The organism is Mesorhizobium sp. M2A.F.Ca.ET.043.02.1.1, from assembly GCF_003952405.1.
Classification (GTDB): domain Bacteria; phylum Pseudomonadota; class Alphaproteobacteria; order Rhizobiales; family Rhizobiaceae; genus Mesorhizobium.
In genome coordinates, this window is record NZ_CP034445.1 from 4,511,677 (window position 1) to 4,534,635 (window position 22,959).

At 62.6% G+C, this 22,959-nt stretch carries 22 protein-coding genes, 1 tRNA gene and 1 riboswitch; of the genes, 14 read left to right on the plus strand and 9 right to left on the minus strand.

All coding sequences use genetic code 11. The features are described from left to right. Window positions 1-10: 10 nt before the first annotated feature. A complete protein-coding gene (gene ppk2 / locus EJ068_RS21465; protein ID WP_127252121.1) occupies window positions 11-916 on the minus strand; it encodes a polyphosphate kinase 2 in 906 nt (301 codons plus the stop codon). A 200-nt stretch (window positions 917-1,116) separates the two neighbouring features. On the opposite strand from ppk2, the gene EJ068_RS21470 reads away from it, so the two are divergent. The 3 genes from EJ068_RS21470 to EJ068_RS21480 all read left to right on the plus strand — a co-directional run bounded on the left by EJ068_RS21470 (window position 1,117) and on the right by EJ068_RS21480 (window position 4,403). Continuing rightward, window positions 1,117-2,382, plus strand: coding sequence for an ATP-binding protein (locus EJ068_RS21470; protein WP_127252120.1), 1,266 nt, complete (start codon window positions 1,117-1,119; stop codon window positions 2,380-2,382). Between the two features lie 108 nt (window positions 2,383-2,490). Further along, window positions 2,491-3,213 carry a phosphate signaling complex protein PhoU gene (gene phoU / locus EJ068_RS21475; protein WP_127252119.1) on the plus strand — a complete coding sequence of 241 codons (723 nt, stop codon included), beginning with the start codon at window positions 2,491-2,493 and terminating at the stop codon, window positions 3,211-3,213. Window positions 3,214-3,398: 185 nt separating this feature from the next. Further along, complete coding sequence (locus EJ068_RS21480) at window positions 3,399-4,403, plus strand: magnesium and cobalt transport protein CorA (protein WP_127252118.1); 1,005 nt, start codon at window positions 3,399-3,401, stop codon at window positions 4,401-4,403. A 149-nt stretch (window positions 4,404-4,552) separates the two neighbouring features. Here the strand turns inward: EJ068_RS21480 and EJ068_RS21485 are convergent, their stop codons facing one another. After that, entirely contained in the window at window positions 4,553-5,071 is a 519-nt protein-coding gene (locus EJ068_RS21485) for a GcrA family cell cycle regulator (protein ID WP_127252117.1), read from the minus strand. A 357-nt stretch (window positions 5,072-5,428) separates the two neighbouring features. Here EJ068_RS21485 and EJ068_RS21490 point away from each other — a divergent pair, with 357 nt between their 5' ends. The 3 genes from EJ068_RS21490 (at window position 5,429) to EJ068_RS21500 (ending at window position 8,711) form a co-directional block, all read left to right on the plus strand. Then, entirely contained in the window at window positions 5,429-6,628 is a 1,200-nt protein-coding gene (locus EJ068_RS21490; protein WP_127252116.1) for an aspartate aminotransferase family protein, read from the plus strand. A 16-nt stretch (window positions 6,629-6,644) separates the two neighbouring features. Further along, complete coding sequence (gene argF / locus EJ068_RS21495) at window positions 6,645-7,556, plus strand: ornithine carbamoyltransferase (RefSeq protein WP_127252115.1); 912 nt, start codon at window positions 6,645-6,647, stop codon at window positions 7,554-7,556. A 123-nt stretch (window positions 7,557-7,679) separates the two neighbouring features. Next, complete coding sequence (locus EJ068_RS21500) at window positions 7,680-8,711, plus strand: Hsp33 family molecular chaperone (RefSeq protein ID WP_127252114.1); 1,032 nt, start codon at window positions 7,680-7,682, stop codon at window positions 8,709-8,711. Between the two features lie 204 nt (window positions 8,712-8,915). Here EJ068_RS21500 and apaG read toward each other — a convergent pair whose 3' ends face one another. Further along, on the minus strand, window positions 8,916-9,308 hold the full coding sequence (apaG, locus tag EJ068_RS21505; RefSeq protein ID WP_042641259.1) for a Co2+/Mg2+ efflux protein ApaG: 393 nt from the start codon (window positions 9,306-9,308) through the stop codon (window positions 8,916-8,918). 276 nt (window positions 9,309-9,584) lie between these two features. Between apaG and EJ068_RS21510 the strand changes: the two genes are divergently transcribed. Beyond that, window positions 9,585-10,727, plus strand: a complete 1,143-nt coding sequence (locus EJ068_RS21510; protein WP_127252113.1) for a ceramide glucosyltransferase — start codon at window positions 9,585-9,587, stop codon at window positions 10,725-10,727. A gap of 21 nt (window positions 10,728-10,748) precedes the next feature. On the opposite strand, the gene EJ068_RS21515 is transcribed toward EJ068_RS21510, so the two are convergent. Then, the gene (locus EJ068_RS21515) at window positions 10,749-11,939 is read right to left on the minus strand and encodes an O-succinylhomoserine sulfhydrylase (RefSeq protein ID WP_126079343.1); all 1,191 of its coding nucleotides are present in this window, start codon (window positions 11,937-11,939) and stop codon (window positions 10,749-10,751) included. Window positions 11,940-11,995: 56 nt separating this feature from the next. Continuing rightward, window positions 11,996-12,073: riboswitch (SAM riboswitch) on the minus strand. A gap of 116 nt (window positions 12,074-12,189) precedes the next feature. Here EJ068_RS21515 and EJ068_RS21520 point away from each other — a divergent pair. Next, on the plus strand, window positions 12,190-13,284 hold the full coding sequence (locus EJ068_RS21520; protein ID WP_126079342.1) for a 2'-deoxycytidine 5'-triphosphate deaminase: 1,095 nt from the start codon (window positions 12,190-12,192) through the stop codon (window positions 13,282-13,284). Between the two features lie 42 nt (window positions 13,285-13,326). Here EJ068_RS21520 and araD1 read toward each other — a convergent pair whose 3' ends face one another. From araD1 to chvE, 4 genes are all read right to left on the minus strand, one after another. Beyond that, entirely contained in the window at window positions 13,327-14,322 is a 996-nt protein-coding gene (araD1, locus tag EJ068_RS21525) for an AraD1 family protein (RefSeq protein WP_127252112.1), read from the minus strand. A 200-nt stretch (window positions 14,323-14,522) separates the two neighbouring features. Then, window positions 14,523-15,815: a multiple monosaccharide ABC transporter permease gene (gene mmsB, locus EJ068_RS21530; protein ID WP_128298086.1), complete on the minus strand. Its 1,293-nt coding sequence runs from the start codon at window positions 15,813-15,815 to the stop codon at window positions 14,523-14,525. Next, entirely contained in the window at window positions 15,812-17,347 is a 1,536-nt protein-coding gene (gene mmsA, locus EJ068_RS21535) for a multiple monosaccharide ABC transporter ATP-binding protein (protein ID WP_127251913.1), read from the minus strand. The genes mmsB and mmsA overlap by 4 nt, the downstream gene beginning before the upstream one ends. A 187-nt stretch (window positions 17,348-17,534) precedes the next feature. Continuing rightward, window positions 17,535-18,605, minus strand: a complete 1,071-nt coding sequence (gene chvE / locus EJ068_RS21540; protein WP_042641271.1) for a multiple monosaccharide ABC transporter substrate-binding protein — start codon at window positions 18,603-18,605, stop codon at window positions 17,535-17,537. Window positions 18,606-18,899: 294 nt separating this feature from the next. Here chvE and EJ068_RS21545 point away from each other — a divergent pair, with 294 nt between their 5' ends. The 5 genes from EJ068_RS21545 to EJ068_RS21565 all read left to right on the plus strand — a co-directional run bounded on the left by EJ068_RS21545 (window position 18,900) and on the right by EJ068_RS21565 (window position 22,375). After that, window positions 18,900-19,889, plus strand: a complete 990-nt coding sequence (locus EJ068_RS21545) for a LysR family transcriptional regulator (RefSeq protein WP_127251915.1) — start codon at window positions 18,900-18,902, stop codon at window positions 19,887-19,889. A gap of 106 nt (window positions 19,890-19,995) precedes the next feature. Then, entirely contained in the window at window positions 19,996-20,334 is a 339-nt protein-coding gene (locus tag EJ068_RS32730; RefSeq protein WP_189342063.1) for a protamine-2 (modular protein), read from the plus strand. A gap of 516 nt (window positions 20,335-20,850) precedes the next feature. Continuing rightward, on the plus strand, window positions 20,851-21,771 hold the full coding sequence (locus EJ068_RS21555; RefSeq protein WP_189342064.1) for an acyltransferase: 921 nt from the start codon (window positions 20,851-20,853) through the stop codon (window positions 21,769-21,771). 47 nt (window positions 21,772-21,818) lie between these two features. After that, window positions 21,819-22,031: a hypothetical protein gene (locus EJ068_RS21560; RefSeq protein WP_127251917.1), complete on the plus strand. Its 213-nt coding sequence runs from the start codon at window positions 21,819-21,821 to the stop codon at window positions 22,029-22,031. A 26-nt stretch (window positions 22,032-22,057) separates the two neighbouring features. Next, complete coding sequence (locus tag EJ068_RS21565) at window positions 22,058-22,375, plus strand: hypothetical protein (protein ID WP_127251918.1); 318 nt, start codon at window positions 22,058-22,060, stop codon at window positions 22,373-22,375. Between the two features lie 100 nt (window positions 22,376-22,475). Here EJ068_RS21565 and EJ068_RS21570 read toward each other — a convergent pair. Continuing rightward, window positions 22,476-22,549: transfer RNA gene (locus EJ068_RS21570), tRNA-Gly, on the minus strand. Window positions 22,550-22,685: 136 nt separating this feature from the next. On the opposite strand from EJ068_RS21570, the gene EJ068_RS21575 reads away from it, so the two are divergent. After that, the gene (locus tag EJ068_RS21575; RefSeq protein WP_181166832.1) at window positions 22,686-22,955 is read left to right on the plus strand and encodes a DUF6460 domain-containing protein; all 270 of its coding nucleotides are present in this window, start codon (window positions 22,686-22,688) and stop codon (window positions 22,953-22,955) included. Window positions 22,956-22,959: the final 4 nt, after the last annotated feature.

Sequence of the window (22,959 nt, forward strand, 5' to 3'; positions counted from 1 at the left end):
CGACAGTGCGTCAGTCCTTCAGGAACCCCGGCCCTTCGCCGATGATCTTCTTGTCGGGCTTGCCGACGGCATCCAGGTCGCGGCCATCATAGGGCAGCGACAGAAGGATACGCTGGATCACCGCAAGCCGGGCGCGGCGCTTGTCGTTGGCGCGCACGATGATCCAGGGCGAGAATTCCTTGTGCGTGCGCTCGACCATCTGGTCGCGCGCCCTGGTGTAGTCGTCCCATTTGCTGACGCCGGCGATGTCGATCGGCGAGAACTTCCAGTTCTTCAGCGGCGACCAGCGGCGGTCATGGAACCGCTCGAGCTGGGTCTCGCGACCGATATTCAGCCAAAATTTGAAGAAATGGATGCCTTCGTTGCAGATCATCCGCTCAAAATGCGGTGTCTCGTCGAGGAATTTCTCATGTTGCTCCGGCGTGCAGAACCCCATGACCGGCTCGACACCGGCCCGGTTGTACCAGGAGCGGTCGAAGGTGACGAATTCGCCCGAAGTCGGGAAATGGTCGACATAGCGCTGATAATACCATTGCCCGGCCTCGGTCGGCGTCGGCTTGGTCAGCGCGACGTTGCGCGCCGTGCGCGGGTTCATGTATTGTCGCAGCACGAAGATCGTGCCGCCCTTGCCGGCCGCGTCTCTGCCCTCGAACAGCGCCATCACCCGCTTGCCGGTCGCCTGAAGCCAGGCCTGCGCCTTGACCAGTTCGATTTGGAGCCCTTCGAGCTCCTTTTCGTAGTCCTCGCTCTTCATCTTCTTGTCGTAAGGATAGGCGCCGGCGGTCAGCTTGTTGTCCTCGATCCAGTCCGGCAGGACCGGATTGTCGATGTCGAACTCGCGCTCCTTGCCGCCGATCTTGATCTTGATCGGTGTTGTGGCGGGTGCCGCTTCAGCCGTTTGCTTGGCTTTTTTCATCCGGACGAACCTTTCCAGTTTGCGGACTCATGCTATGGAGCCTGTGCAGCGTGGCGCCTTTCCGGACGCATTCACGCCGTAGCACTTTGATTTTGCGCATGAACCTTCGCGAAAATCGATTCCGATTTTCAAGAAGCCCATGCGTCGGGCCGGTCCAGCGAGCCGCTGACCGCCCGGCGGGATGCGGGGTAGCACGGCCTATGGCAGAGACCGGCGCGGGGCAGGACAGCAGGGGGCGAGCCTTGGCGGCTCGGCTTCGGCGCAACCGCTGGCTGCTTGCCGCGGGCGTGCTCGCGGTCATCGCCGTCTATTCTTTCGCCGGCGCTTCAATCTACGTGCTGGTGCCGGCTTTGGCCCTGTTGGCGGCCGCGGCGATGCTGCCTGCGGACGCCGAGCGCCGGTCGACCGATACAGGCGCGGCGATCGAGGCCAGCGGGCTGCAGCGGCTCTCCGGCGAGTATCTGGCGGCCGCGGTCGCCGATCCGCTGATCATTTTCGACCATTCCGCCGCGATGGTTCACGCCAACGCCGCCGCCTTCGCCGCCTTCGGCGGCCTGGCGCCGGGCATGTCTCTGGCGTTGAAGTTTCGCGCGCCGGAAATGCAGGCGCTGCTGGACGGCATCCTGTCGGGCGAGGTCGCCGCCGATGCTGTCGATTACACCGAAAAGCTGCCGGTGGAGCGGACATACAGGGTCAGCGCGTCAACGGTCGGCCATGCCACAGGCCTTTACGTGCTGGTGTTCAAGGATCAGAGCGAGACGCGCCGCATCGACCGCATGCGGGCCGACTTCATCGCCAATGCCAGCCATGAATTGCGCACGCCGCTCGCCTCGATCGCCGGCTTCATCGAGACGCTGCGCGGGCCGGCCCGCAACGATCCGGCGGCGCGCGACCAGTTCCTGCAGATCATGCAGAACCAAACGGGACGCATGGCCCGCCTGATCGACGATCTGCTCTCGCTCTCGCGACTGGAGATGAAACCTTATCTGAGGCCGGGCACGGCGGTCGATCTTCGCCAGACGATCGACAGCGTCATCGATTCGCTCGGGCCACTGGCCAGCGAGAACGGCATCGTCATCGAGCGGGACTTCATCGATGGTCCGGTTTCCGTCCCCGGCGACCGCGACGAACTCTTCCAGGTTTTCGAGAATCTCCTGGAGAATGCCTGCAAATACGGCCAGTCAGGCGGACGCGTGACCGTATCCATGGCACGCGTCGAGGACGGTCAGGACCCAGGCATCGACGTCACCATAAGAGACTACGGCCCCGGCATCGCCGAAGAACATATTCCGCGCATAACCGAACGCTTCTACCGCATCGATGTCGAAAACAGCCGCACCCAGAAAGGCACCGGGCTTGGCCTTTCGATCGTCAAGCATATATTGAGCCGTCATAACGCAAGATTGTCGATCAAGTCGGAAGTCGGCAAGGGTGCGGCGTTCACGGTTCATTTGCCGGCTCGCTGATCGTGTACCGGTTGCCAACCGCGATTTTCTTCTTTCTGTCATGCGGTTCGCGTATCAGCGACAGATTGAGGGAACGCACCAGCCGGCACAAACCGGGAAGGCATATCGATGCAGTCCGTGCATACAGTCAGTGCCTATGACGAAGAGCTGAAATTCCTGTCCAAGCGCATTGCGGCGATGGGCGGCCATGCCGAGCGCATGGTCGAACAGGCTGTCGCGGCCCTCGTCAATGTCGACCATGGCCTTGCCCAGAAGGTCATCCAGGACGACATCGTCCTCGACGAGGGACAGCGCGAGATCGATGACAAGGCCATCATCATCATCGCCAGGCGCCAGCCGATGGCGACGGATTTGCGTGAGATCGTCGGCGCGATCCGCATCTCGGCCGATATCGAGCGGGTCGGCGATCTTGGCAAGAACGTCGCCAAGCGCGTCGCCTCGGTCGACGGGCGCCAGCCGAACAGCCTTTTCCGCGGTCTGGAGGCGCTTGCCAACCTGGCGCTGACGCAGCTCAAGGAAGTGCTCGACGTCTACGCCTCGCGCTCGGTCGAGAGGATCGGCTTCGTGCGCGATCGTGACGACCAGATCGACGCCATGTACACCTCGCTGTTCCGCGAGCTTTTGACCTACATGATGGAAGATCCGCGCAACATCACGCCCTGCACGCATCTTCTGTTCTGCGCCAAGAATATCGAGCGTATCGGCGACCATGCGACCAACATCGCCGAGACCATCTACTACATCGTCACCGGCGACCAGATGCCCGCCGAACGGCCGAAGGGCGACAAGACCGACCAGGTGGTGCTGCCAGGCACGGTGCCGGCTAAGTGAATTCAGGCCCCTCGAACGGTTTTCTGATTTAGGCTAAGCTCTCCAGTGCGTTTCACCGTTTCACGGAAGCGGCGAAACGCCCCAACTATTGTTTTTACGCAATTCCGGGCGGAAAACCGCTCACACTTTTCCTGGAATTGCTCCAGGCACGGCGAATTGTCAGTCGCAGTCTCGGGAGGTTTGCGATGGAACAAGTTCGGAACCTGACCCCGGCCCCGACGTCGGGCATCATTGCGTCCAGCGTCTATTTGGGCGGCAAGCGTGTCGCCGACATTGCCATAGAACAGGCCGGCGAATGGGCGGCAAAACCCGGCCATGTCGTCTGGATTGGCCTGCTCGAGCCCGACCGCAACCTTCTGCTTAGGGTGCAAGCGCAATTCCACCTGCATGACCTCGCGATCGAGGACGCCGAGCACCCGCATGCGCGCCCGAAGATCGAGCAATATGGCGATGCCCTGTTCATCGTCGCCCGCACCGCGCAGTTGATCGAGGGCCGCGTCACCTTCGGCGAGACGCATCTGTTCGTCGGCACCGGCTACATCGTCAGCGTCCGGCACGGCCCGTCGACCTCCTACGCCGCCGTGCGCCAGCATTGGGAAAGCTGCCCGCACTCGCTGGCCAAGGGCGAGGATTTCGTCCTTTACGCCATCCTCGATTTCATCGTCGACAACTACATGCCGGTGCTGGAGCAGATCGAGGACGAGGTCGAGGCGATCGAGGACAAGGTGCTTCTGAAGCCGATGATTGGTTCGGATATCGAGCGCCTCTACATGCTGCGCCGCGATCTCCTGCGGCTGCGCAATGCGGCCTTGCCGCTGGTCGAGGTCTGCCGCCGGCTGACCAGCGCCGACCTGCCGCAGATCCATGCAGCCATGCATCCGCTGTTTCGCGATGTGACCGACCACATCCGCACCGTGCAGGAAAAGATCGACTCCCTGCGCGAGGTCCTGGCCTTCGCTTTCGAAGCCAGCCTTCTCGTCGGACAGAGCCAGGAAACCGCGATCTCGAAGAAGCTCGCCTCATGGGCCGCCATCCTGGCGGTGCCCACCGCCTTCGCCGGCATCTACGGCATGAACTTCACCGACATGCCGGAGCTGAAGATGGAATATGGCTATCCCGTCATCCTGCTGGTGATGGCCGCGATCTGCTCGTTCCTGTATTGGCGGTTCAAGAAGAATGGGTGGCTGTGAAGAGAGGGGAGTAGGGGAGTAGGGCAGTAAGGCAGTAAGGCAGTAAGGCAGTAAGGCAGTAAGGGAGTGGTCATACGGAGCGACTGGCGAAACGTCGCGCGTGAAGCGCTCTTTCCCCTATTCCCCTACTGCCTTACTCCCTTATTCCCTTATCTTGCCCTGCGCCGTTCCGCCGCCGGCTGGAACGCAACCCGGGAATGATACTTGCAATACGGTCCCGTTTCGGCGGCGTCGTTGCCGCAGAAGCTGAAGTCTTCCGAGAGCGGGTCGCCATTCGGCCATTTGCAGGTGCGTTCGGTCAGCTCGACGAGCTGCAGGTTGCGCGAGATCGGAACCACCACGTTCTCGACCGGGCGGATGTAATGGCGCGCGACCGGCTCGGCGTCGAACTGCACCTGCAACGCGGTGGCGCCGATGCTGGCAGTTACATGGCGCGCCGGGCTCGCCGCGCGGGCGACCGATTTCTGCATCGAGGCGCCTTGCGTCGCCTTCTTCTGACGCGCCGGGGCAGCCGTCGCGCGGCCGCGGCCCGACAGCTTCAGGCGATGCACCTTGCCGATGACGGCGTTGCGGCTCACTCCGCCAAGCTGTGCGGCAATCTGGCTGGCGCTCAGGCCCTCCGACCACAATTTCCTGAGAAGTTCTACCCGCTCGTCAGTCCAGTTCATGAGACCGCGCTCCTGCTAATGCGTGCGGCAGCCAGAATCCTTTCCCGAGCCGGCTCTCGCCGGGCAAACGACACCACATGTACCGGGTGATCTAGGTCCGCCGCACGAAATATAGTTATTTCTCGACTACAATTACCTTATGCGCTGACTCGGTGACAAGAGTCCCAAAGGCAACACCGATTCGGTTTTTACGGTTTTCCCCAACTTGCCTGACCACTGATGGGCCGGAGTGGCGCCGGGGCTTGCCACGCGCTTCTGCGTGACGTTTTCGTTGACTTCATGGCCGAAAAACATGATAAGCCGCAAAGGCCGCCGCATTGGCGGCTTTTTTGATTTCCGGTTCCGGAGACGCATATAATGAGCGGTTCGGCGCTTTACGAGACCTTTGCCCGCGCACCCCTGGCCTTCGACCGTGGGGAGGGGACCTGGCTGGTCACCGACAAGGGCGAGCGATATCTCGACTTCGCGGGCGGCATCGCGGTGAATTCGCTGGGCCACAGCCATCCGCATCTGGTCGCGGCGCTCACCGAACAGGCCGCCAAGCTCTGGCACGTCTCCAATCTCTACGAGATCCCGGAACAGCGCCGGCTGGGCGAGCGGCTGGTCGATGCCACCTTTGCCGACAAGGTGTTCTTCACCAATTCAGGCGCCGAGGCGCTGGAATGCGCCATCAAGACGGCCAGGCGCTATCAGTTCGTCCAGGGCCATCCGGAGCGGTTTCGCATCATTACCTTCGAAGGCGCCTTCCACGGCCGCACGCTGGCGACGATCGCCGCCGGCGGCCAGTACAAATACCTCGAGGGCTTCGGGCCCAAGGTCGAAGGTTTCGACCAGGTTGCATTCGACGACATCGATGCCGCGGAAAAGGCGATCACGGCGGAGACCGCGGCCATCCTGATCGAGCCCGTGCAGGGCGAGGGCGGCATACGCCCGGTGCCGACGCAGTCCTTGAAGCGGCTGCGGCAGCTCTGCGACCAGCACGGCCTGCTTCTGATCTTCGACGAGGTCCAGTGCGGCATCGGCCGCACCGGCAAGCTGTTCGCGCATGAATGGGCCGGCGTCGCGCCCGACCTGATGGCGATCGCCAAAGGTATCGGCGGCGGCTTCCCGATGGGCGCCTGCCTCGCCACGGACGAGGCGGCGACCGGCATGACCGCCGGCGTGCACGGCACCACCTTCGGCGGCAATCCGCTGGCGATGGCGGTCGGCAACGCCGTGCTCGACGTGGTGCTGGTCGACGGCTTCCTCGAGGATGTGCAGCGCAAGGCGCTGTTGTTGAAGCAGGGCCTTGCGGCGGTCGCAGACGAATTTCCCGAGGTCATCGAAGGCATCAGGGGGACCGGCCTGATGCTCGGCCTGAAATGCGCCATGCCCAACACCAAGGTGAACATGGCGCTGCGCGACCAGCACCTGCTTGCCGTGCCGGCGGGCGACAACGTCATCCGCCTCCTGCCGCCGCTCACCGTCACCGACGAGGAGATCGGTGAGGCGCTGAAGCGCATTCGCGGCGGCGCCAAGGGGCTGACCGACGCGATAGCGGCCGAAGCCGCGAAATAAGTTCTGGAACCTGCCGATGAGCGTCCGCCACTTCACCGATCTATCCGCCGTTTCGGCGGGCGACCTGCGCATCATGCTGGACGACGCGATGGCGCGAAAGACCAGGCTCAAGGCGGGTGAGCGCTCAAAACCGCTCGACGGCAAGGTGCTGGCCATGATCTTCGACAAGCCGTCGACGCGCACGCGCGTGTCCTTCGATGTCGGCATGCGCCAGCTCGGCGGCGAGACGATCATGCTGACCGGCACCGAGATGCAGCTCGGACGCTCTGAGACCATCGCCGACACGGCGAAAGTGCTGTCGCGCTATGTCGACGCCATCATGATCCGCACCACCTCTCACGACCGGCTGATCGAGCTGACCGAGAACGCCACGGTTCCGGTCATCAACGGGCTGACCGACGATACACATCCCTGCCAGCTCATGGCCGACATCATGACCTTCGAGGAGCATCGCGGCCCGGTGGCCGGCAAGACCTTTGCCTGGACCGGCGACGGCAACAATGTGCTGCACTCGCTGCTCGAAGCCTCGGCCCGGTTCCGTTTCAACTTGAATGTCGCGGTGCCGGAAGGCAGCGAGCCTTTCGAGAAATATGTCGATTGGTCGAAAGCCCATGGCGGCAAGGTCCGGTTTGCCAAATCCGCCGAGGAAGCCGTCGACCAGGCCGATTGCGTCGTCACCGACAGCTGGGTCTCGATGGGCCAGGAGCACCGTGCTCGCGGCCACAACGTCTTCCTGCCCTATCAGGTCAACGCGGCGCTTATGGCCAAGGCCAAGCCCGATGCGTTGTTCATGCACTGCCTGCCGGCGCATCGCGGCGAAGAGGTCACCGACGAGGTGATCGACGGGCCGCATTCGGTGGTCTTCGATGAGGCCGAGAACCGGCTGCACGCCCAGAAGGCGGTCCTGGCCTGGTGCCTGGGCGCTTGAGAGGGGCGGACCTGACCGCTTCCGATCTGACCGGGGTCAACTTGATCTGGGGGTATGTGATGCCTATTTGCGGGCCATCACGTAAATTGAACGCGCTTCGACGCATGCGGCTCATCGGGTTGCATGGCTGCGCCCCGGAGTTTTGTCATGTTGGAAACCCAGACCTTGGCTGAGCATAAACCCCAACTCGGTGAATTCGGCTTCGCCGGCGACGACCACGTCGTGCCTTACGAGGTCGCGCCGCTCGATGTGCGCGGCCGCACAGTGCAGCTCGGGCCGATGCTCGACGCTATTCTGAGCCGCCACAATTATCCCGAGCCCGTCGCCCGCCTGCTGGCGGAAGCCTGCGTGCTCACCGTGCTGCTCGGCACCTCGCTTAAATTCGAGGGCAAGTTCATCCTGCAGACGCGCACCGACGGGCCGGTCGACATGCTGGTGGCCGATTTCACCACGCCGAATGCGCTGCGCGCCTATGCGCGCTTCGACGCCGACCGGCTGCAGGCGCTGACCGACGCCGGCGAGACCTCGCAGCAGACGCTGCTCGGCAACGGCGTGCTGGCCTTGACCATCGACCAGGGCACACACACGCAGCGCTATCAGGGCATCGTCCAGCTCGACGGCACCTCACTGGAGGATGCCGCGCGCACCTATTTCCGCCAGTCGGAGCAGATCCCGACCGATATCAAGATGTCGGTCGCCAAGCTGGTCACGCCCGGCCCGGCCGGCGCGCGCGAGCAGTGGCGGGCCGGCGGCATCCTGGCGCAGTTCCTGCCTCAGGCGCCGGAGCGCATGCGCATTCCCGATATTTCGGGCGGCGACGGCGACGACCGCGAGCTGACGGACCACCCGGCCGACAATTCCTGGCAGGAATTGCTGGCGCTGCTCGGCACCATCGAGCCGACCGAGCTGATCGACCCGACCGTTGGCGCCGAGCGGCTGCTCTACCGGCTGTTCCACGAGCACGGCGTGCGCGTCTTCCGCAGCGTGCCCGTCGACGACCAGTGCTCCTGCTCGCGCGAGAAGATCCACGGCATCCTCCAAGGCTTTTCGGCTGAGGAGATCAAGGACTCGACCGAGGAGGGCGGCATCCATGTCGCCTGCGAGTTCTGCTCGACGCAATACGACTTCGACCCGGCAGAATTTGCGGCGGAGTGACGCCCGTTCCTTCTCCCCGTTCCACGGGGAGAAGGTGCCCGAAGGGCGGATGAGGGGCAGCGCCAACGTTGGCGATCATAGCGTCCGCCGTGGGCGCCGCCTCGTGAGCCTCGACGAAAATTCTCGGAAGCCGGCGCCGCCCCTCATTGCCCTGCCGGGCATTTCTCCCCGTAGAACGGGGAGAAAGACGCCAATCGCCGACGGCTAATTCACCGTCCGCCTTGTACCTGGCATGTCGAGTGAGAAAGCCGGAATGGCGATGTCGAACGTCTCGCCGCGGCCGTTGCGCATCGTGTAGTGGCCGACCATGATGCCCGACGGTGTCGAGAGCGGGCAGCCTGACGTGTATTGATAGCTGTCGCCGGGATTGAGCTCCGGCTGGTCGCCGACGACCCCGGCGCCGCGCACCTCCTCGACACGGCCCTGGCCATCGGTTATGTGCCAGTAGCGCGACAAAAGCTGCACGAAATCGTCGGAGCGGTTGTCGATCGTCACCTGATAGCCCCAGACATAGCGGTTCTCCGACGGATCGGATCTATCCTCCAGATAGAAGGGTCTGACCAGCACTTCGATGTTGCGCGTCACTGCGCGATACATGGGCCACTCCGGTTGCCGCCGCGGAACATTTTGTCGCGCTTCGCTGTTAAACGCGCCGCGCCGACCATCCTGCCAGCCTTGTAGCGCACGTGCCGAAAAACAATGTCATTTAAGTGACACATGACAATGTTGGTGTGCACAAACCGTGCCGGGCGACTCGGGCGCTCTGTGACTGATGAAATGGTCGCATGCGGCCAAGAGCAATTCCAGGAAAAGTGTGAGCGGTTTTCCGTCCGGAATTGCGTGAAAACAAAGAGATAGAGTGACCAGATCTCGATGGAACTGACTATCGCAGCCGGCCTGGCTTCGTCAGCCCTTCTTTTCTCGAACCTCGCCAGCATCCTGCTCGCCGCGTCGCGGCTGAAACGAAGACATGTCATTGCGCCGCCCGTCGGCGCGCAGCCGGTCTCGATCATCGTTCCTTCGCGCGGCGTCGAGCCGTTCACGCAGGAGACCCTTCAGCGCGCCTTCTCGCTCGACTGGCCGCGCTATGAGCTGATCTTCTGCGTCGCGCATGCCGAGGACCCGGTGGTGAGGCTCATCGATGCGGCGATAGCGCGCCACCCGAAGGTTCCGGCGCGGTTGTTGATCGGCGACGACCATATCAGCGCCAATCCCAAGCTCAACAACTGCGTCAAGGGCTGGCAGGCGGCGCGGCACGATTGGGTCGTCCTCGCCGATTCCAACGTGCTGATGCCGAGGGACTATGTTCAGCACCTGATGGCGGCATGGCGGCCGGATACCGGCCTCGTCTGCTCGACGCCGATCGGTTCGCGGCCGGACGGCTTTTGGGCCGAAGTCGAATGCGCCTTCCTCAACACGCTGCAGGCGCGCTGGCAATATGCCGGCGAGGCGCTCGGCCTCGGCTTCGCCCAGGGCAAGAGCATGCTGTGGAACAAGCCGATGCTGGACGCCAATGGCGGCATCCAGGCCTTGGCCGCCGAGATCGCCGAGGACGCGGCCGCCACCAAGCTGGTCAATGGCCTGGGCCTGCGCGTCAATCTCGTCGCCTCGCCTTTCGAGCAGCCGCTCGGACAGCGCAGCTTCGCCGAGATCTGGTCGCGACAGACGCGCTGGGCGCGGCTGCGCCGGGTCACGTTCCCGCTGTTCTTCACGCCAGAGATCCTGACCGGCGCGGCGGCGCCGCTCCTGCTGGCGCTGGTTGCCGCGGCAAGCGCCGGCGTCAGCCTGTGCACCACGGCTTTGTGGGTGCTGGCGATCGCCTACCTGCCGGAATGCCTGCTGGCCTTGGCCAAGGGCTGGTACCTGTCGCCGCGCAGCGTCACCGCGATGATCGCGCGTGACGCCATGCTGCCGGCCATCTGGGCGCGCGCCTGGTTCGGCGGCGCCGTCGAATGGCGCGGCAATGAGATGACCATCCGCACCCGCGCGCTGACAGAACTTGAGGAGATCGCCTGATCTCCCACGATGTTTTCCGGCTTATTTTGCCGCCTTCAGCGCCTGCTCGATGTCCTCCAGCAGATCGTCGGTGTCCTCCAGGCCGACCGAGAGCCTGAGCGTGCCGGGGCCGATGCCGAGCTCGGCACGTGCCTCGTCGCTCAGGTTCTTGTGCGTCGTCGTCGCCGGATGGGTGATCAGGCTCTTGGCGTCGCCGAGATTGTTGGAGATCAGCACGATGTCGAGCGCGTTCTGGAAGGCGAAGGCCGCCTGCTTGCCGCCCTTGACGTCAAGGCAGATCAATGTCGAACCGCCCGACATCTGCTTCTTGACGATATCGGCCTGCGGATGATCGGCGCGGCCGGGATAGATGACGCGCGCGATCTCCAACCGGCCGGCCAGGAAATCGGCGATCCTGCCGGCGCTCTCGGTCTGCTGGCGCACGCGCAGCGGGAGCGTCTCCAGCCCCTTGAGCAGCGTCCACGCGTTGAAGGGCGACAGGCTGGGGCCGGTGTGGCGGAAATAGTCGTGCAGGTTTTCGTCGATCCATTTCTTGTCCGACAGGATGACGCCGCCGAGGCAGCGGCCCTGGCCGTCAATATGCTTGGTCGCCGAATAGACGACGATGTGAGCGCCGAGCTGCAGCGGCTTCTGCTGCAGCGGCGTGGCAAAGACGTTGTCGACGATAACGCGCGCGCCGATCGAATTGGCGAGCTTGGCGACCGCGGCGATGTCGACCACTTCCAGCGTCGGATTGGTCGGGCTTTCCAGGAAGAACAGCTTGGTGTTCGGGCGAACCGCCTTTTCCCAGTTGGCGATGTCGGTGCCGTCGATCAGCGTCGCCTGGATGCCGTAGCGCGGCGCCAGCGTCTCCACCACCCAGCGACAGGAGCCGAACAACGCGCGCGCCGCAACGATGTGGTCTCCTGCCTTCACGCTGCAGAGCAGGGCGGCGGAAACGGCGGCCATGCCGGAGGCGGTGGCGCGGGCATCCTCGGCGCCTTCCAGAGCGCACATGCGCTTTTCGAACATGTCGACGGTCGGGTTGGCGTAGCGCGAATAGATGAAGCCCGGTTCCTCGCCCTTGAAGCGGGCTTCCGCCGCCTGCGCCGTCTCATAGACATAGCCCTGCGTGAGATACATCGCCTCTGCGGTCTCGCCGTACTGGGAACGCAGCGTTCCGCCATGCACGAGTGCCGTTTGAGGTTTCCAATTGCGCTTCTTGGTGCTCATAGCCCTGCTTCCAGACATAAAAAAACCGGCCGCGAAGTCGCAACCGGTCCATATAGCCTTGCGGCTCGACGGTCCTTTAGCGACTTGTTTAACGTGGCTGCAAGCCGACCGGCCAAATCACCACGGGATAACGACCCTTTAAATGAGCGCCGCGCTTGCGTCAATTGCCGGCTTCATTAAGAGGTTTGTACCAGCCGGACGGCAAGAGCCTGCTTAGGTCCTCGCCCGGCCTTGTGAACGGAGCCAGCCTTTGCGGCAGACAGGCATTCTTCCGGATCAGGACATCGCGGCGCTGTTTGAGGCGAACGCGCTCAAGTCGCCGCGCGCGCTGGACACCAACCAGATCCAGCCGGCCAGCCTCGATCTCAGGCTCGGCGACAAGGCCTATCGCGTACGCGCCTCCTTCCTGCCGGGGCCCGATCATCTGGTCGCCGACAAGCTCGAACGGCTGAAGCTTCACGAGATAGACCTCACCGGCGGCGCGGTGCTGGAAACCGGCTGCGTCTATATCGTGCCTTTGCTGGAAAGTCTGGCATTGCCGGCCGAGGTTTCGGCCTCGGCCAATCCGAAGAGCTCGACCGGCCGCCTCGACATCTTCACGCGGGTCATGACCGATCGCGGCCATGAGTTCGACAAGATCGCCGCCGGCTATCACGGGCCGCTCTATCTCGAAGTCAGCCCGCGCACCTTCCCGATCGTCGTGCGCGCCGGCTCGCGGCTGTCGCAGATCCGTTTCCGCATCGGCAATGCCGTGCTTTCGGAAAGCCAGCTGCGCGACCTTCACCGTGCCGAGATGCTGGTCGCCACCGAGCCGCCCAATATTTCCGGCGGCGGCATCGCGCTCTCCATCGACCTCGACGGCGACAAGGATGGGCTTGTCGGTTATCGCGGCAAGCACCACACCGGCCTGGTTGATGTCGACAAGCGCGCCGCGCAGGATGTCGTCGATTTCTGGGAGCCGATCTATAAGAGCGGCGCCGGCGAGATCGTGCTCGACCCTGACGAATTCTATATCCTGGTCAGCCGCGAGGCGGTGCACGTGCCGCCGCTCTACGCCGCCGAGATGACGCCCTTCGACCCGCTGGTCGGCGAGTTCCGCGTCCACTATGCAGGCTTCTTCGATCCGGGCTTCGGCCACTCCGCCGCCGGCGGCAGCGGCAGCCGCGCCGTGCTCGAAGTGCGCAGCCACGAAGTACCTTTCATCCTCGACCACGGCCAGATCGTCGGCCGCCTCGTCTACGAGCACATGCTGAAGCGCCCGCAGGCGCTCTACGGCACCGATCTCGGCTCGAACTATCAGGCGCAGGGCCTGAAGCTTTCCAAGCATTTCAGGGCCGCGCGCTGAGGTCGAAATTGCCAATCTCCCCCACAAGGGGAGATTACCCAATCACAGCGCCTTCACCGCCACCTTCACCGGCTTTTCGATCTCCAGCGGATTGCGCAGCGGCAGGCCGAAATCCGCCGCCTCGATCTCGAACGTGTCGCCGGCCTCGGTCTTGATGCCGTCGGCGAAGGAGAGCGTCGCGGTGCCGAACATATGCACATGCACGTCGCCCGGCTGGCGGAAGGCCGAATATTTGAAGTGGTGGTGCTCGAGATTGGCGATGGTGTGCGACATGTTCGCCTCGCCCGACAGGAACGGCTTTTCCCAGAGCAGCTTGCCGTCGCGCCAGATGCGCGATGCGCCGCGGATGTCGGCCGGCAGGTCGCCGATCAGGATCTCGGGGCCGAACGAGGCATTGCGCAGCTTGGAATGGGCGAGGAACAGATAGTTCACCCGCTCGGTGACATGATCGGAGAACTCGTTCGACAGCGTGAAGCCGACGCGGAACGGCGCGCCATCATCGCCGATGACATAGATGCCGGCGATCTCGGGCTCCTCGCCGCCGTCCTGCGCGAAGGCCGGCGACATCAGCGGCGCGCCCGGCGCCACCGCCATCGTGCCGTTGCCCTTGTAGAACCATTCCGGCTGCACGCCGACCTGGCCTTTGGCCGGCTTGCCGCCTTCGAGCCCCATGCGGAACATCTTCATGGAATCGGTGAGTTCCTCCTCGCCGCCCTCGCTGAGCTTCTTGTGCATGGAATCGCGCGTCGCCGCTGAGCCGAGATGCGTCAGCCCGGTGCCGGTGAGATGCAGATGTGCGGGATCGGGATGGTTGATCGGCGAGACCAGCCTGCCCCTCTTGTAGACGGCATCGAGATCGACCGTCTCACCATAGCCCTTGCGCTCGATCAGCGCCTCGAGGCCGATGCCGGTGCGCGCGGCCTCCATCGCCAGCGAATAGACACTGCGCGCGCCATTGATGACCCTGGTCTTGCCGCCGCCATTGCGGGCGACGACGCGGATCGTCTCGGCGTCGTCGAGGATCTGGGAGATCAGCATGTTCGAATCCTCTCTCATTTAGCGGCCGCCCGCGGGCAAGCCTTACCCGGCGCGGCGTGGAGCGATCCCCGCCGCGGTTGAAACTCTTCGTCCGGATTGCGTTCGCGCGCTCGGTCCTTGTGCGGACTTCTTGGCGCCGACGGGTTGCCGGCAGCGTCGCGATCTGGAACCCGTATGCCTCCTGAACTTTGTTCCGGCCCTTAAGCCTTGTTCTTGTTGTAGACGTCGAAGATGACGGCGCCGAGCAGCACCAGGCCCTTGACCACCTGCTGCCAGTCGACATTGACGCCCATGATCGACATGCCGTTGTTCATCACGCCCATGATGAAGCCGCCGACTACGGCGCCGATCACCTGGCCGACGCCGCCCATTGCCGAGGCGCCGCCGATGAAGACGGCCGCGATGACGTCGAGCTCGCTGCCGAGACCGGCGGCCGGCACGGCCTGGCCGAGGCGCGCCGCGATGATCAGGCCGCCGAGCGCCGACAGCACGCCCATGTTGATGAAGACCAGCAGCGTCAGCCTTTCGGTGTTGATGCCCGACAGCTGCGCGGCCTTGGCGTTGCCGCCCATGGCATAGATGCGGCGGCCGATGGTCATGCGCTTGGTGACGAAGACGAACAGAGAGATGAGCACACCCATCACCAAGAGCACGACCGGCAAGCCCCTGTAGCTGGCGAACTGGAACACCAGGAACAGCGCCAGCGCGCTGCCCACCAGAGTCTTGATGACGAACAGCGGGAAGGGCTCCGCCTCATAGCCGTGACGCTCGCGCTTGCGCCGCGTCCTGAAGCCGAAATAGGCATAGGCGAGCACCGCGACCAGACCGAGCACGATCGTCGTCATATGCAGCGTCAAGCCGCTGCCGACGATGGTCTTGCCGGCGGCATTGACCGTCGGCGGGATCAGCACGAGCGGGCCGATCACGTCCGGGATGAAACCCGAGCTCAGCGCCTTGAAGCTGTCCGGCAGCGGGCCGACCGACGAGCCGCCGCCGAGCAGCGCCTGGCAGATGCCGCGGAAGATCAGCATGCCGGCCAGCGTCACGATGAAGCTCGGTATCTTGTGATAGGCGATCCAGTAGCCTTGCGCCGCGCCGATCAGCGCGCCGACGATCAGGCAGACGATCGAGACCACCAGCGGATTCGAGAATATGCCGAGCGGCCAGATCACCATCATCATCGCCGCCAGCGCGCCGATGAAGCCTGCCACCGATCCCACGCTGAGGTCGATATAGCCGGCGACGATCACCAGGAGCATACCCAGCGCCATCACGATGATGAACGAGTTCTGCTGCACCAGGTTCGAAAGGTTTACCGGTTTGAACAGCGTGCCCGACGTCGTGTACTGGAAGAACAGCATGATGACGATGAGCGCGATGATCAGGCCGTATTCGCGCAGGTTCGTCGTCAGGGCCGAGACGGCGATGCGCGGACCCTGCTTGACGTCCTCGGCTGTGCCGCTCTGCGGTGCGGGAGCGCTTTCTGTGCTCATGATGCTTTTTTTCCTTCTCCGCGAACGATGGCGCGCATGATTTTTTCCTGGCTGGCGTCGCTTGCCGCCATTTCGCCGACGATACGCCCTTCGTTCATCACATAGATGCGGTCGGTGATGCCGAGCAATTCGGGCATTTCCGACGAGATGACGATGATCGCTTTGCCCTCGGCGGCGAGGCGGGCGATGATCGTATAGATTTCGTACTTAGCGCCGACGTCAATGCCGCGGGTCGGCTCGTCGAGGATCAAGACTTCCGGATCGGCGAACAGCCATTTCGACAGCACCACCTTCTGCTGGTTGCCGCCCGAGAGGTTGCCGGTCAGCTGATAGACGCTGGAGGCGCGGATGTTGGTCTTCTTGCGGTAGTCGTTGGCGACGCTCATCTCGCGCATGTCGTCGATGACGCCACGGCTGGAAACGCCGCCAAGATTGGCCAAGGTCACATTGTGCTTGATGTGGTCGATGAGGTTGAGGCCGTAGGTCTTGCGGTCCTCGGTGACATAGGCGATGCGGTTCTCCACCGCCTTGCTCACTGACGAGAGGTCGAGCGGTTTGCCGTGCAGCGACACCTCGCCGGTGATGTGCCGGCCATAGGAGCGGCCGAACAGGCTCATCGCGAATTCGGTGCGGCCGGCGCCCATCAGCCCGGCAATGCCCACCACCTCGCCCTTGCGCACATTGAGGTTGACGTTCTTGATGACCTGCCGCTCGGCGTGGATCGGGTGGTAGACCGACCAGTCCTTCACTTCCAAGATGACCTCGCCGATCTGCGGCTCGCGCGGCGGATAGCGGTCGTCGAGCGAGCGGCCGACCATCGAGGTGATGATGCGGTCTTCCGAGATGTCCTGCCTTGGCAGCGTCTCGATGGTGCGCCCGTCGCGGATCACCGTCACCTTGTCGGCGACGCGGTTCACCTCGTTCAGCTTGTGCGAGATCAGGATCGAGGTCATGCCCTGGCGCTTGAACTCGAGCAGCAGGTCGAGCAGCGCCTGGCTGTCCTTCTCGCTGAGCGACGCGGTCGGCTCGTCCAGGATCAGGAGCTTCACTTCCTTGCTGAGCGCCTTGGCGATCTCGACCAGCTGCTGCTTGCCGACACCGATATTGGTGATCAGCGTCTTGGGGTCCTCCTTGAGCCCGACCTTCTTGAGCAGGGCGGCCGTGCGCGCCTCGTTGGCGTCCCAGTCGATGACGCCATAGGTGGCGTGCTCGTTGCCTAGGAAGATGTTTTCCGCGATCGACAGCATCGGCACCAGGGCAAGCTCCTGGTGAATGATGACGATGCCCATATGCTCGCTGTCGTGAATGCCTTTGAAGTTGCATTCCTGGCCGCGAAAGATGATCTGGCCATCATAGGTCCCGGACGGATAGACGCCCGACAGCACTTTCATCAGCGTCGACTTGCCGGCGCCGTTCTCGCCCACGATCGCGTGGATCTCGCCTTCCTCGACGCCGAGATTGACGTTCGACAACGCCTTCACGCCGGGGAACGTCTTGGTGATGTCGCGCATCTCCAAAATCGTCGAGGCCATCGGGTCTGCTCCTTGGGCGCACGCTTTCCATCATTGGAGAATGCCATGCGCGAAATCAAAATGCTGCGGCTGCCTTCGCACCGTGACGGCGTGCTGCGCTGCAGAAGCCGGCAAAAACAATACCGGGGTCGCTTCTGAACGAAAAGGGGCCCTGCGGTCGCGCAGGACCCCTCGTTTTCAAGCCGGATTACTTCAGCTCTTCGGCCTTGATGTAGCCGGAGTCGACGACCAGCTTCTCGTAGTTCGACTTGTCGACCTCGACCGGCGTCAGGAGGATCGAGGGAACGACCTTGACATCGTTGTTGTAGGTCTTGGTGTCGAGGCCCTCAGGCTTGCCGCCCGAGAGCACCTTGTCGACCAGCTCCACGGTCGACTTGGCCAGCTCGCGGGTGTCCTTGAACACCGTCGAATACTGCTCGCCCGAGATGATCAGCTTGACCGAGGCGGTCTCGGCGTCCTGGCCGGTCACGATCGGCCAGGGCTGAGCGTCCGTGCCGTAGCCGACGGCGCGCAGCGAGGCGGTGATGCCGCGCGAAAGGCCGTCATATGGCGACAGAACGCCATCGACGCGGCTGCCGTCCGAGTAGTTGGCCGAAAGCAGGTTGTCCATGCGCGCCTGGGCAGTGGCGGCGAGCCAGCGCAGCGTGCCAACCTTGTCCATGCCCATCTGGCCGGACTTGATCTTGATCGAGCCGTCATCGATCAGCGGCTGCAGGACCGACATGGCGCCGTTGTAGAAGAAGAAGGCGTTGTTGTCGTCCGGCGAGCCGCCGAAGAGTTCGACGTTCCAAGGCTTGGTGTTCGGGAAGCGCTCCTTGAGGCCCTTGACCAGGGAATTCGCCTGGATCACGCCGACGCCGAAATTGTCGAAGGTGGTGTAGTAGTCGACATTCGGGGTCTTCTTGATCAGGCGGTCATAGGCGACGGTGACCACGCCGGCATCATTGGCCTTCTGCAGCGCGTCCGCCATGGTGGTGCCGTCGATCGAGGCGATGATCAGCGCCTTCGGGCCTTTGGTGATTTCATTTTCCAGCTGGCTGAGCTGGTTCGGGATGTCGTCCTGCGCGTATTGCAAGTCGACGGTGTAGCCGAGCTTCTCGAGCTGGGACTTGACGGCATCGCCGTCGTTGATCCAGCGCTGCGAGGTCTTGGTAGGCATCAGCACGCCGATGAGGCCCTTGTCGGCCGCGTGTGCCGAATAGGTCATGGCAGCGACGCCAAGGGCCGCGACGGCGGCCAGTGTCTTGATGATCTTCACGATTACTCTCCCTGGTTGATGGACGCGACACCTCGGGGCTTCGCGGGCCGCGCAGTCGAGCAGATGCGCTGGCGCGCCTCTGTCGGCTTTATCGATCTCCGGTATCCTCCCAATCGGCCCCGCGACGCAGTTTCAATCGATACGAATTCGCTCGTTACCGACCCCTGCGCCTCGGAACGCGCGAAGGGTGTGGCCCTTTGACATAACTGTCAAATGCGATCTTCGGTGGTTGCTATACCGAAACTGATATAGCTTAAGGGGATTGAAGGAAACCCGCTGGGAAGGTTCAGGATCATGGCGGCAATGCAAGATTTCGGTGCGATTTCAGGTGTTTACGAGAAGCCGCCGGGAGACGGCGAGACGCTGCTGCGCAGCGGCCTGAGCCTCCGCCACATGCGCATGATCACCGCGCTGGACGATCACGGACGGGTGAGCGCGGCCGCGCAGGTCATGAACATCTCGCAGCCGGCCGCCTCGCGCATGATTGCCGAGATGGAGGCCGTGCTCGACGTCAGATTGTGCGAGCGGCTGCCGCGCGGCGTGACGCTGACCCCTTATGGCAAGGCGCTCGCGCGGCGCGCCCGTTCTATCCTGCTCGAAATGCGCGAGGCCGATCGCGAGATTTCCGAGCTCAAGGCCGGCAAGGGCGGCTCCGTGTTCCTCGGCGCCGTGACGGCGCCGGCAATCGAGTTGGCGGTGCCGGCGATTCGCGAAATCCGCCGCATCTATCCGCGCATCGAGATCACCATGCAGGTCGAGACCTCCAACGTGCTCGCCCGCGAGCTGATCGCGTCGCGCCACGACTTCATCATCGCGCGCATTCCCGACGACCTTAACCCGCGGCTCTTCGAATCGCGCGTCATCGGCGTCGAGAAGGCCTGCCTCATCGTGCGCCGCGGCCACCCGCTGGCGAGCGGCAAGGCGGTGAAGCTGGAAGACACGGCAGCTTATGACTGGGTCTTCCAGTCCGGCGGCTCGCCGCTGCGCCAGGCGATGGAAAGCAACTTCCTCAACCGCGACATCGCGCTGCCCGACCGCATCCTCAACACCTCGTCGCTGCTGCTCACTTTGGTGATGGTGGCGCAGTCCGACGCCATCGCGCCGGTCTCGATCCAGGTCGCCAGGTTCATCCAGGGTGCCGACGGGCTGGCCGGCGCCATCGACGTGGTTCAGACCGAGTTCGATATCGAGGTCCGGCCCTATAGCCTGATCACGGTCAAGAACCGCGTGCTCTCGCCGGCCGCCAAAATGCTGCACGACTTCATCTTGCGCGAGGTGGGGTGATGGAACGAGAACGCTACTTCTACGTTCAAACCGATCGGTCGCTCGCTGGAGCCCGTTGCGGCTGAGGGAAGAGCTGCCGAGGCTCAACAGCTTGGGAGGTTTTTTGATGGAACGTCGGTTGTTTCTGACTGGAATGCTTGGCGTTGCGGGGGCGGCGGCACTTGCTAGCCTGGCCGGACCCGGCAAGGCTGTTGCCGGCATTCCCGGCGGCAACGGGATCCTGGACGAACTCGACAAGCCGGACAACGCGGTCCTCGAAGGCGACGATCCGGCCGAAGTGGAGCTGGTCTCCCACCGGCGTCATTATTACGGAGATTGGCGCTGGCGCCATCGCCGGCGTCGCCGTCGGCGCGGCTGGAGGCACGTCTGCCGCCGCTACTGGCGTCATGGCCGCTGGCGCCGCCGCTGCTGGCGCGAGCGCTACTGGATCAATATCTGGCTGTAGTTCAGGCGACGACAAAGACTGCGGAGCATCGGGTCCTGCACGAATCGTGCAAGACCCGATCCCGTGTTTGGAGACCTGCCAGTGTCCCGCAGCAGCGCGCCACGATATTGAAGCAAGCAGGTTGGGGAGACTGGAGCGGGTAGCGGGAATCGAACCCGCGCGTTCAGCTTGGGAAGCTAGCCCTTTCGTCGGGATTCCAATTGCTTGCCGGTAAAACCGAGCAAAATCGTCCCAAACCAAATCCATAGGTTTACCGGGAATCTGTCAAACGATCGAAGCGGATCGAGCGGTATCGTTCGGCCGCATACGTCCCCACGATCGATTGAAGTTCGTCGCCGGTTCCTGGGCGCCGAGAATCTGGTTGTGTCACAGACAGCGCCGGGCCGCGCAAGGACCCTCAATGGCGTTAGGCGGTCGGCAACCAAAAGGCTGAATTGCGCCGCCTTGAGGATGCTGCAATGGTCGAGCTGAACCCGTCTCGCCGCGCTGAGTGGCGAAAGTTCGCGGAGGGACTTGGTGGCTAGCCCCGACAGGAATGAAACAATCGCTGTCAATGCCAACATCCAGGCGTTGCGGGCAATTGCGGCGTATGGCGTCGTCATCCATCACATAATTTTCAGCTGCGACCACTACATCGGCGTTGGCCGGGCACCTATGTCCATCAACATCGGCGCCACCGGCGTTGAAATCTTCTTCGTGATAAGCGGCTATATCATGTCGAAGACAACCGATATTTCGGGGATTTCTCCGTCACGATTTATTCAAAACCGACTGTTTAGAGTAGTCCCGAGTTATTGGCTGCTGACCTTGTTTGCGGTGGCCATCGTCCAAACCGGCTTCATGCTTTTCGGCCTGCATGACATCAGTCTAGAACACTTTCTCTGTTCGCTGTTCTTGCTACCCGAATTGGATGCCTCCGGTCATATATTGCGGCCGATCCTCTTTGTCGGCTGGACTCTCGAATTTGAAATGGTATTCTATTTCATATTTTTTCTAACACTCTATCTGAAACCAATTATATACAGAAAGGTGTCGGTGTTATTTGTTCTTTCAGTGCTTATGATATTTGGACAGTATTCATCCGACGCATACTTACGATACTTGTTCTCGGAATTGCTCCTGGCGTTCATGCTCGGCATACTCATCCATGTTTCGGAGGCCCGCATATCGCTGACATGTTTCGCGGCATTCGGTTTGATGGCAATATCGGTGCTGGGCCTTGCGACTGTCGACACGCTTCCGGATGTCACGAAGACATCCCCAGGTCATGTAATCGTGATCGTCGCCGCGGCATTGCTGGTTGTGTCTGCGGTAGGGTTGGAGCGGCGCGGACTGACCGTCGGGCGCGGGTTTTTGATGAGACAGGGCGACGCGAGCTATGCGATTTACCTCATCCATCCCTTTATTCTCAGTTCATCGGGAAGCTGGCTATTGTAACGGGTATCGCCGCCTCAAATATCGGGTTGGCCGCCACGACACTGGTGATGCTGATTGCGAGCGGTTTCGGCGGCACAATCTTCTATAGATGCCTTGATGCGCCGTTCGTCGCCTCCATGAAGCGTCGGCTATGGAATCGCGGCGCGCCAGAGTTGCGCGAACTCGATCGACAGCTACGCGCTACCAGCGTGCTTGAGAACGTCAAAAACGCCCGCACTTCGCGGAAACCAATCGCTACGACGCCGGGAAATATTTCCTGATCCGGTACCGCAAAGACCGCACGGTTATGGTTGAAGGATACGACAGTATCATTGTGGCCACCCAAGAGCCTGGAGAGGCGGAATTCCGGATCGCGTCCGGCCAGGACGACGACAAGGTCGTCGTGGTGGAAGTCGGGAAGATCAACAAGTTGGTCCAGATGTATCCGAACTATTTTGGCGATGTGTCGCTATTCGTCAGCAATCTGAAGGAGATTTGCGACGGACGAAAGCCGGTGGAATACAGCATGGCCAAGCCGCAATCAGTGCCACTTCGGCCCCGTGAGCCAGTGAACGCTGGCGCTATCTATCGCCGCTACCGTAAATGGTTCGAGAAGCGAAGCTAGGCGAGGCGAGGCCGAATCGAGAACGCAAGTTGTAAAACTACCTGTAAAACCGCTTATTCTCAGCGAGGTCACAGGCAAGCTCAAACCTTTCGGCACAAGCTGGAGCGGGTAGCGGGAATCGAACCCGCGCGTTCAGCTTGGGAAGCTGACAGGCTACCATTACATCATACCCGCGCGAGCCCTCGTTACCATGATGGCGCCGCCTCAAGCAATCGGCAAAACGGAGCCGGTGGCTCCATTCCTTGATGCCTTTCCGCGGAATGCGTATCTCTGATACCGCGCCGCCGAATCAGGCGGCTCGAACCGGAGGATGGCCTTGTCCGCACTGACGCGCTTTCTTGGCGACACGCCGCTCAGGGTGTTCCTGAAGCTGCTCGTGGTCTCCTTTCTCGTCGGCCTCGTCATGCATGCCTTCGGCTGGTCGCCGATGGATGTCTTCTACGGTATCCGCCAGTTCTTCGTCGATTTGTGGAATCTCGGCTTCCACGCCATCGACCGCTTCCTCGGCTATATCCTGCTCGGCGCGGCGATCGTCGTTCCTGTGTTCATCCTGCTCAGGATCGCCAGCTATCGGAAATAGCCTA

What these genes read in the sequence shown, in the direction of transcription:
- EJ068_RS21510 (WP_127252113.1), top strand. Translation starts at nt 9,585, where the DNA reads ATGGAACTGACTATCGCAGCCGGCCTGGCTTCGTCAGCCCTTCTTTTC.
- araD1 (WP_127252112.1), bottom strand. Translation starts at nt 14,322, where the DNA reads ATGCTGATCTCCCAGATCCTCGACGACGCCGAGACGATCCGCGTCGTC.
- EJ068_RS21565 (WP_127251918.1), top strand. Translation starts at nt 22,058, where the DNA reads ATGGTTGAAGGATACGACAGTATCATTGTGGCCACCCAAGAGCCTGGA.
- ppk2 (WP_127252121.1), bottom strand. Translation starts at nt 916, where the DNA reads ATGAAAAAAGCCAAGCAAACGGCTGAAGCGGCACCCGCCACAACACCG.
- EJ068_RS21575 (WP_181166832.1), top strand. Translation starts at nt 22,686, where the DNA reads ATGGCCTTGTCCGCACTGACGCGCTTTCTTGGCGACACGCCGCTCAGG.
- EJ068_RS21490 (WP_127252116.1), top strand. Translation starts at nt 5,429, where the DNA reads ATGAGCGGTTCGGCGCTTTACGAGACCTTTGCCCGCGCACCCCTGGCC.
- mmsA (WP_127251913.1), bottom strand. Translation starts at nt 17,347, where the DNA reads ATGGCCTCGACGATTTTGGAGATGCGCGACATCACCAAGACGTTCCCC.
- EJ068_RS21480 (WP_127252118.1), top strand. Translation starts at nt 3,399, where the DNA reads ATGGAACAAGTTCGGAACCTGACCCCGGCCCCGACGTCGGGCATCATT.
- mmsB (WP_128298086.1), bottom strand. Translation starts at nt 15,815, where the DNA reads ATGAGCACAGAAAGCGCTCCCGCACCGCAGAGCGGCACAGCCGAGGAC.
- EJ068_RS21560 (WP_127251917.1), top strand. Translation starts at nt 21,819, where the DNA reads ATGCTGATTGCGAGCGGTTTCGGCGGCACAATCTTCTATAGATGCCTT.
- EJ068_RS21485 (WP_127252117.1), bottom strand. Translation starts at nt 5,071, where the DNA reads ATGAACTGGACTGACGAGCGGGTAGAACTTCTCAGGAAATTGTGGTCG.
- EJ068_RS21470 (WP_127252120.1), top strand. Translation starts at nt 1,117, where the DNA reads ATGGCAGAGACCGGCGCGGGGCAGGACAGCAGGGGGCGAGCCTTGGCG.
- EJ068_RS21500 (WP_127252114.1), top strand. Translation starts at nt 7,680, where the DNA reads ATGGCTGCGCCCCGGAGTTTTGTCATGTTGGAAACCCAGACCTTGGCT.
- EJ068_RS32730 (WP_189342063.1), top strand. Translation starts at nt 19,996, where the DNA reads ATGGAACGTCGGTTGTTTCTGACTGGAATGCTTGGCGTTGCGGGGGCG.
- argF (WP_127252115.1), top strand. Translation starts at nt 6,645, where the DNA reads ATGAGCGTCCGCCACTTCACCGATCTATCCGCCGTTTCGGCGGGCGAC.
- EJ068_RS21545 (WP_127251915.1), top strand. Translation starts at nt 18,900, where the DNA reads ATGGCGGCAATGCAAGATTTCGGTGCGATTTCAGGTGTTTACGAGAAG.
- EJ068_RS21515 (WP_126079343.1), bottom strand. Translation starts at nt 11,939, where the DNA reads ATGAGCACCAAGAAGCGCAATTGGAAACCTCAAACGGCACTCGTGCAT.
- apaG (WP_042641259.1), bottom strand. Translation starts at nt 9,308, where the DNA reads ATGTATCGCGCAGTGACGCGCAACATCGAAGTGCTGGTCAGACCCTTC.
- phoU (WP_127252119.1), top strand. Translation starts at nt 2,491, where the DNA reads ATGCAGTCCGTGCATACAGTCAGTGCCTATGACGAAGAGCTGAAATTC.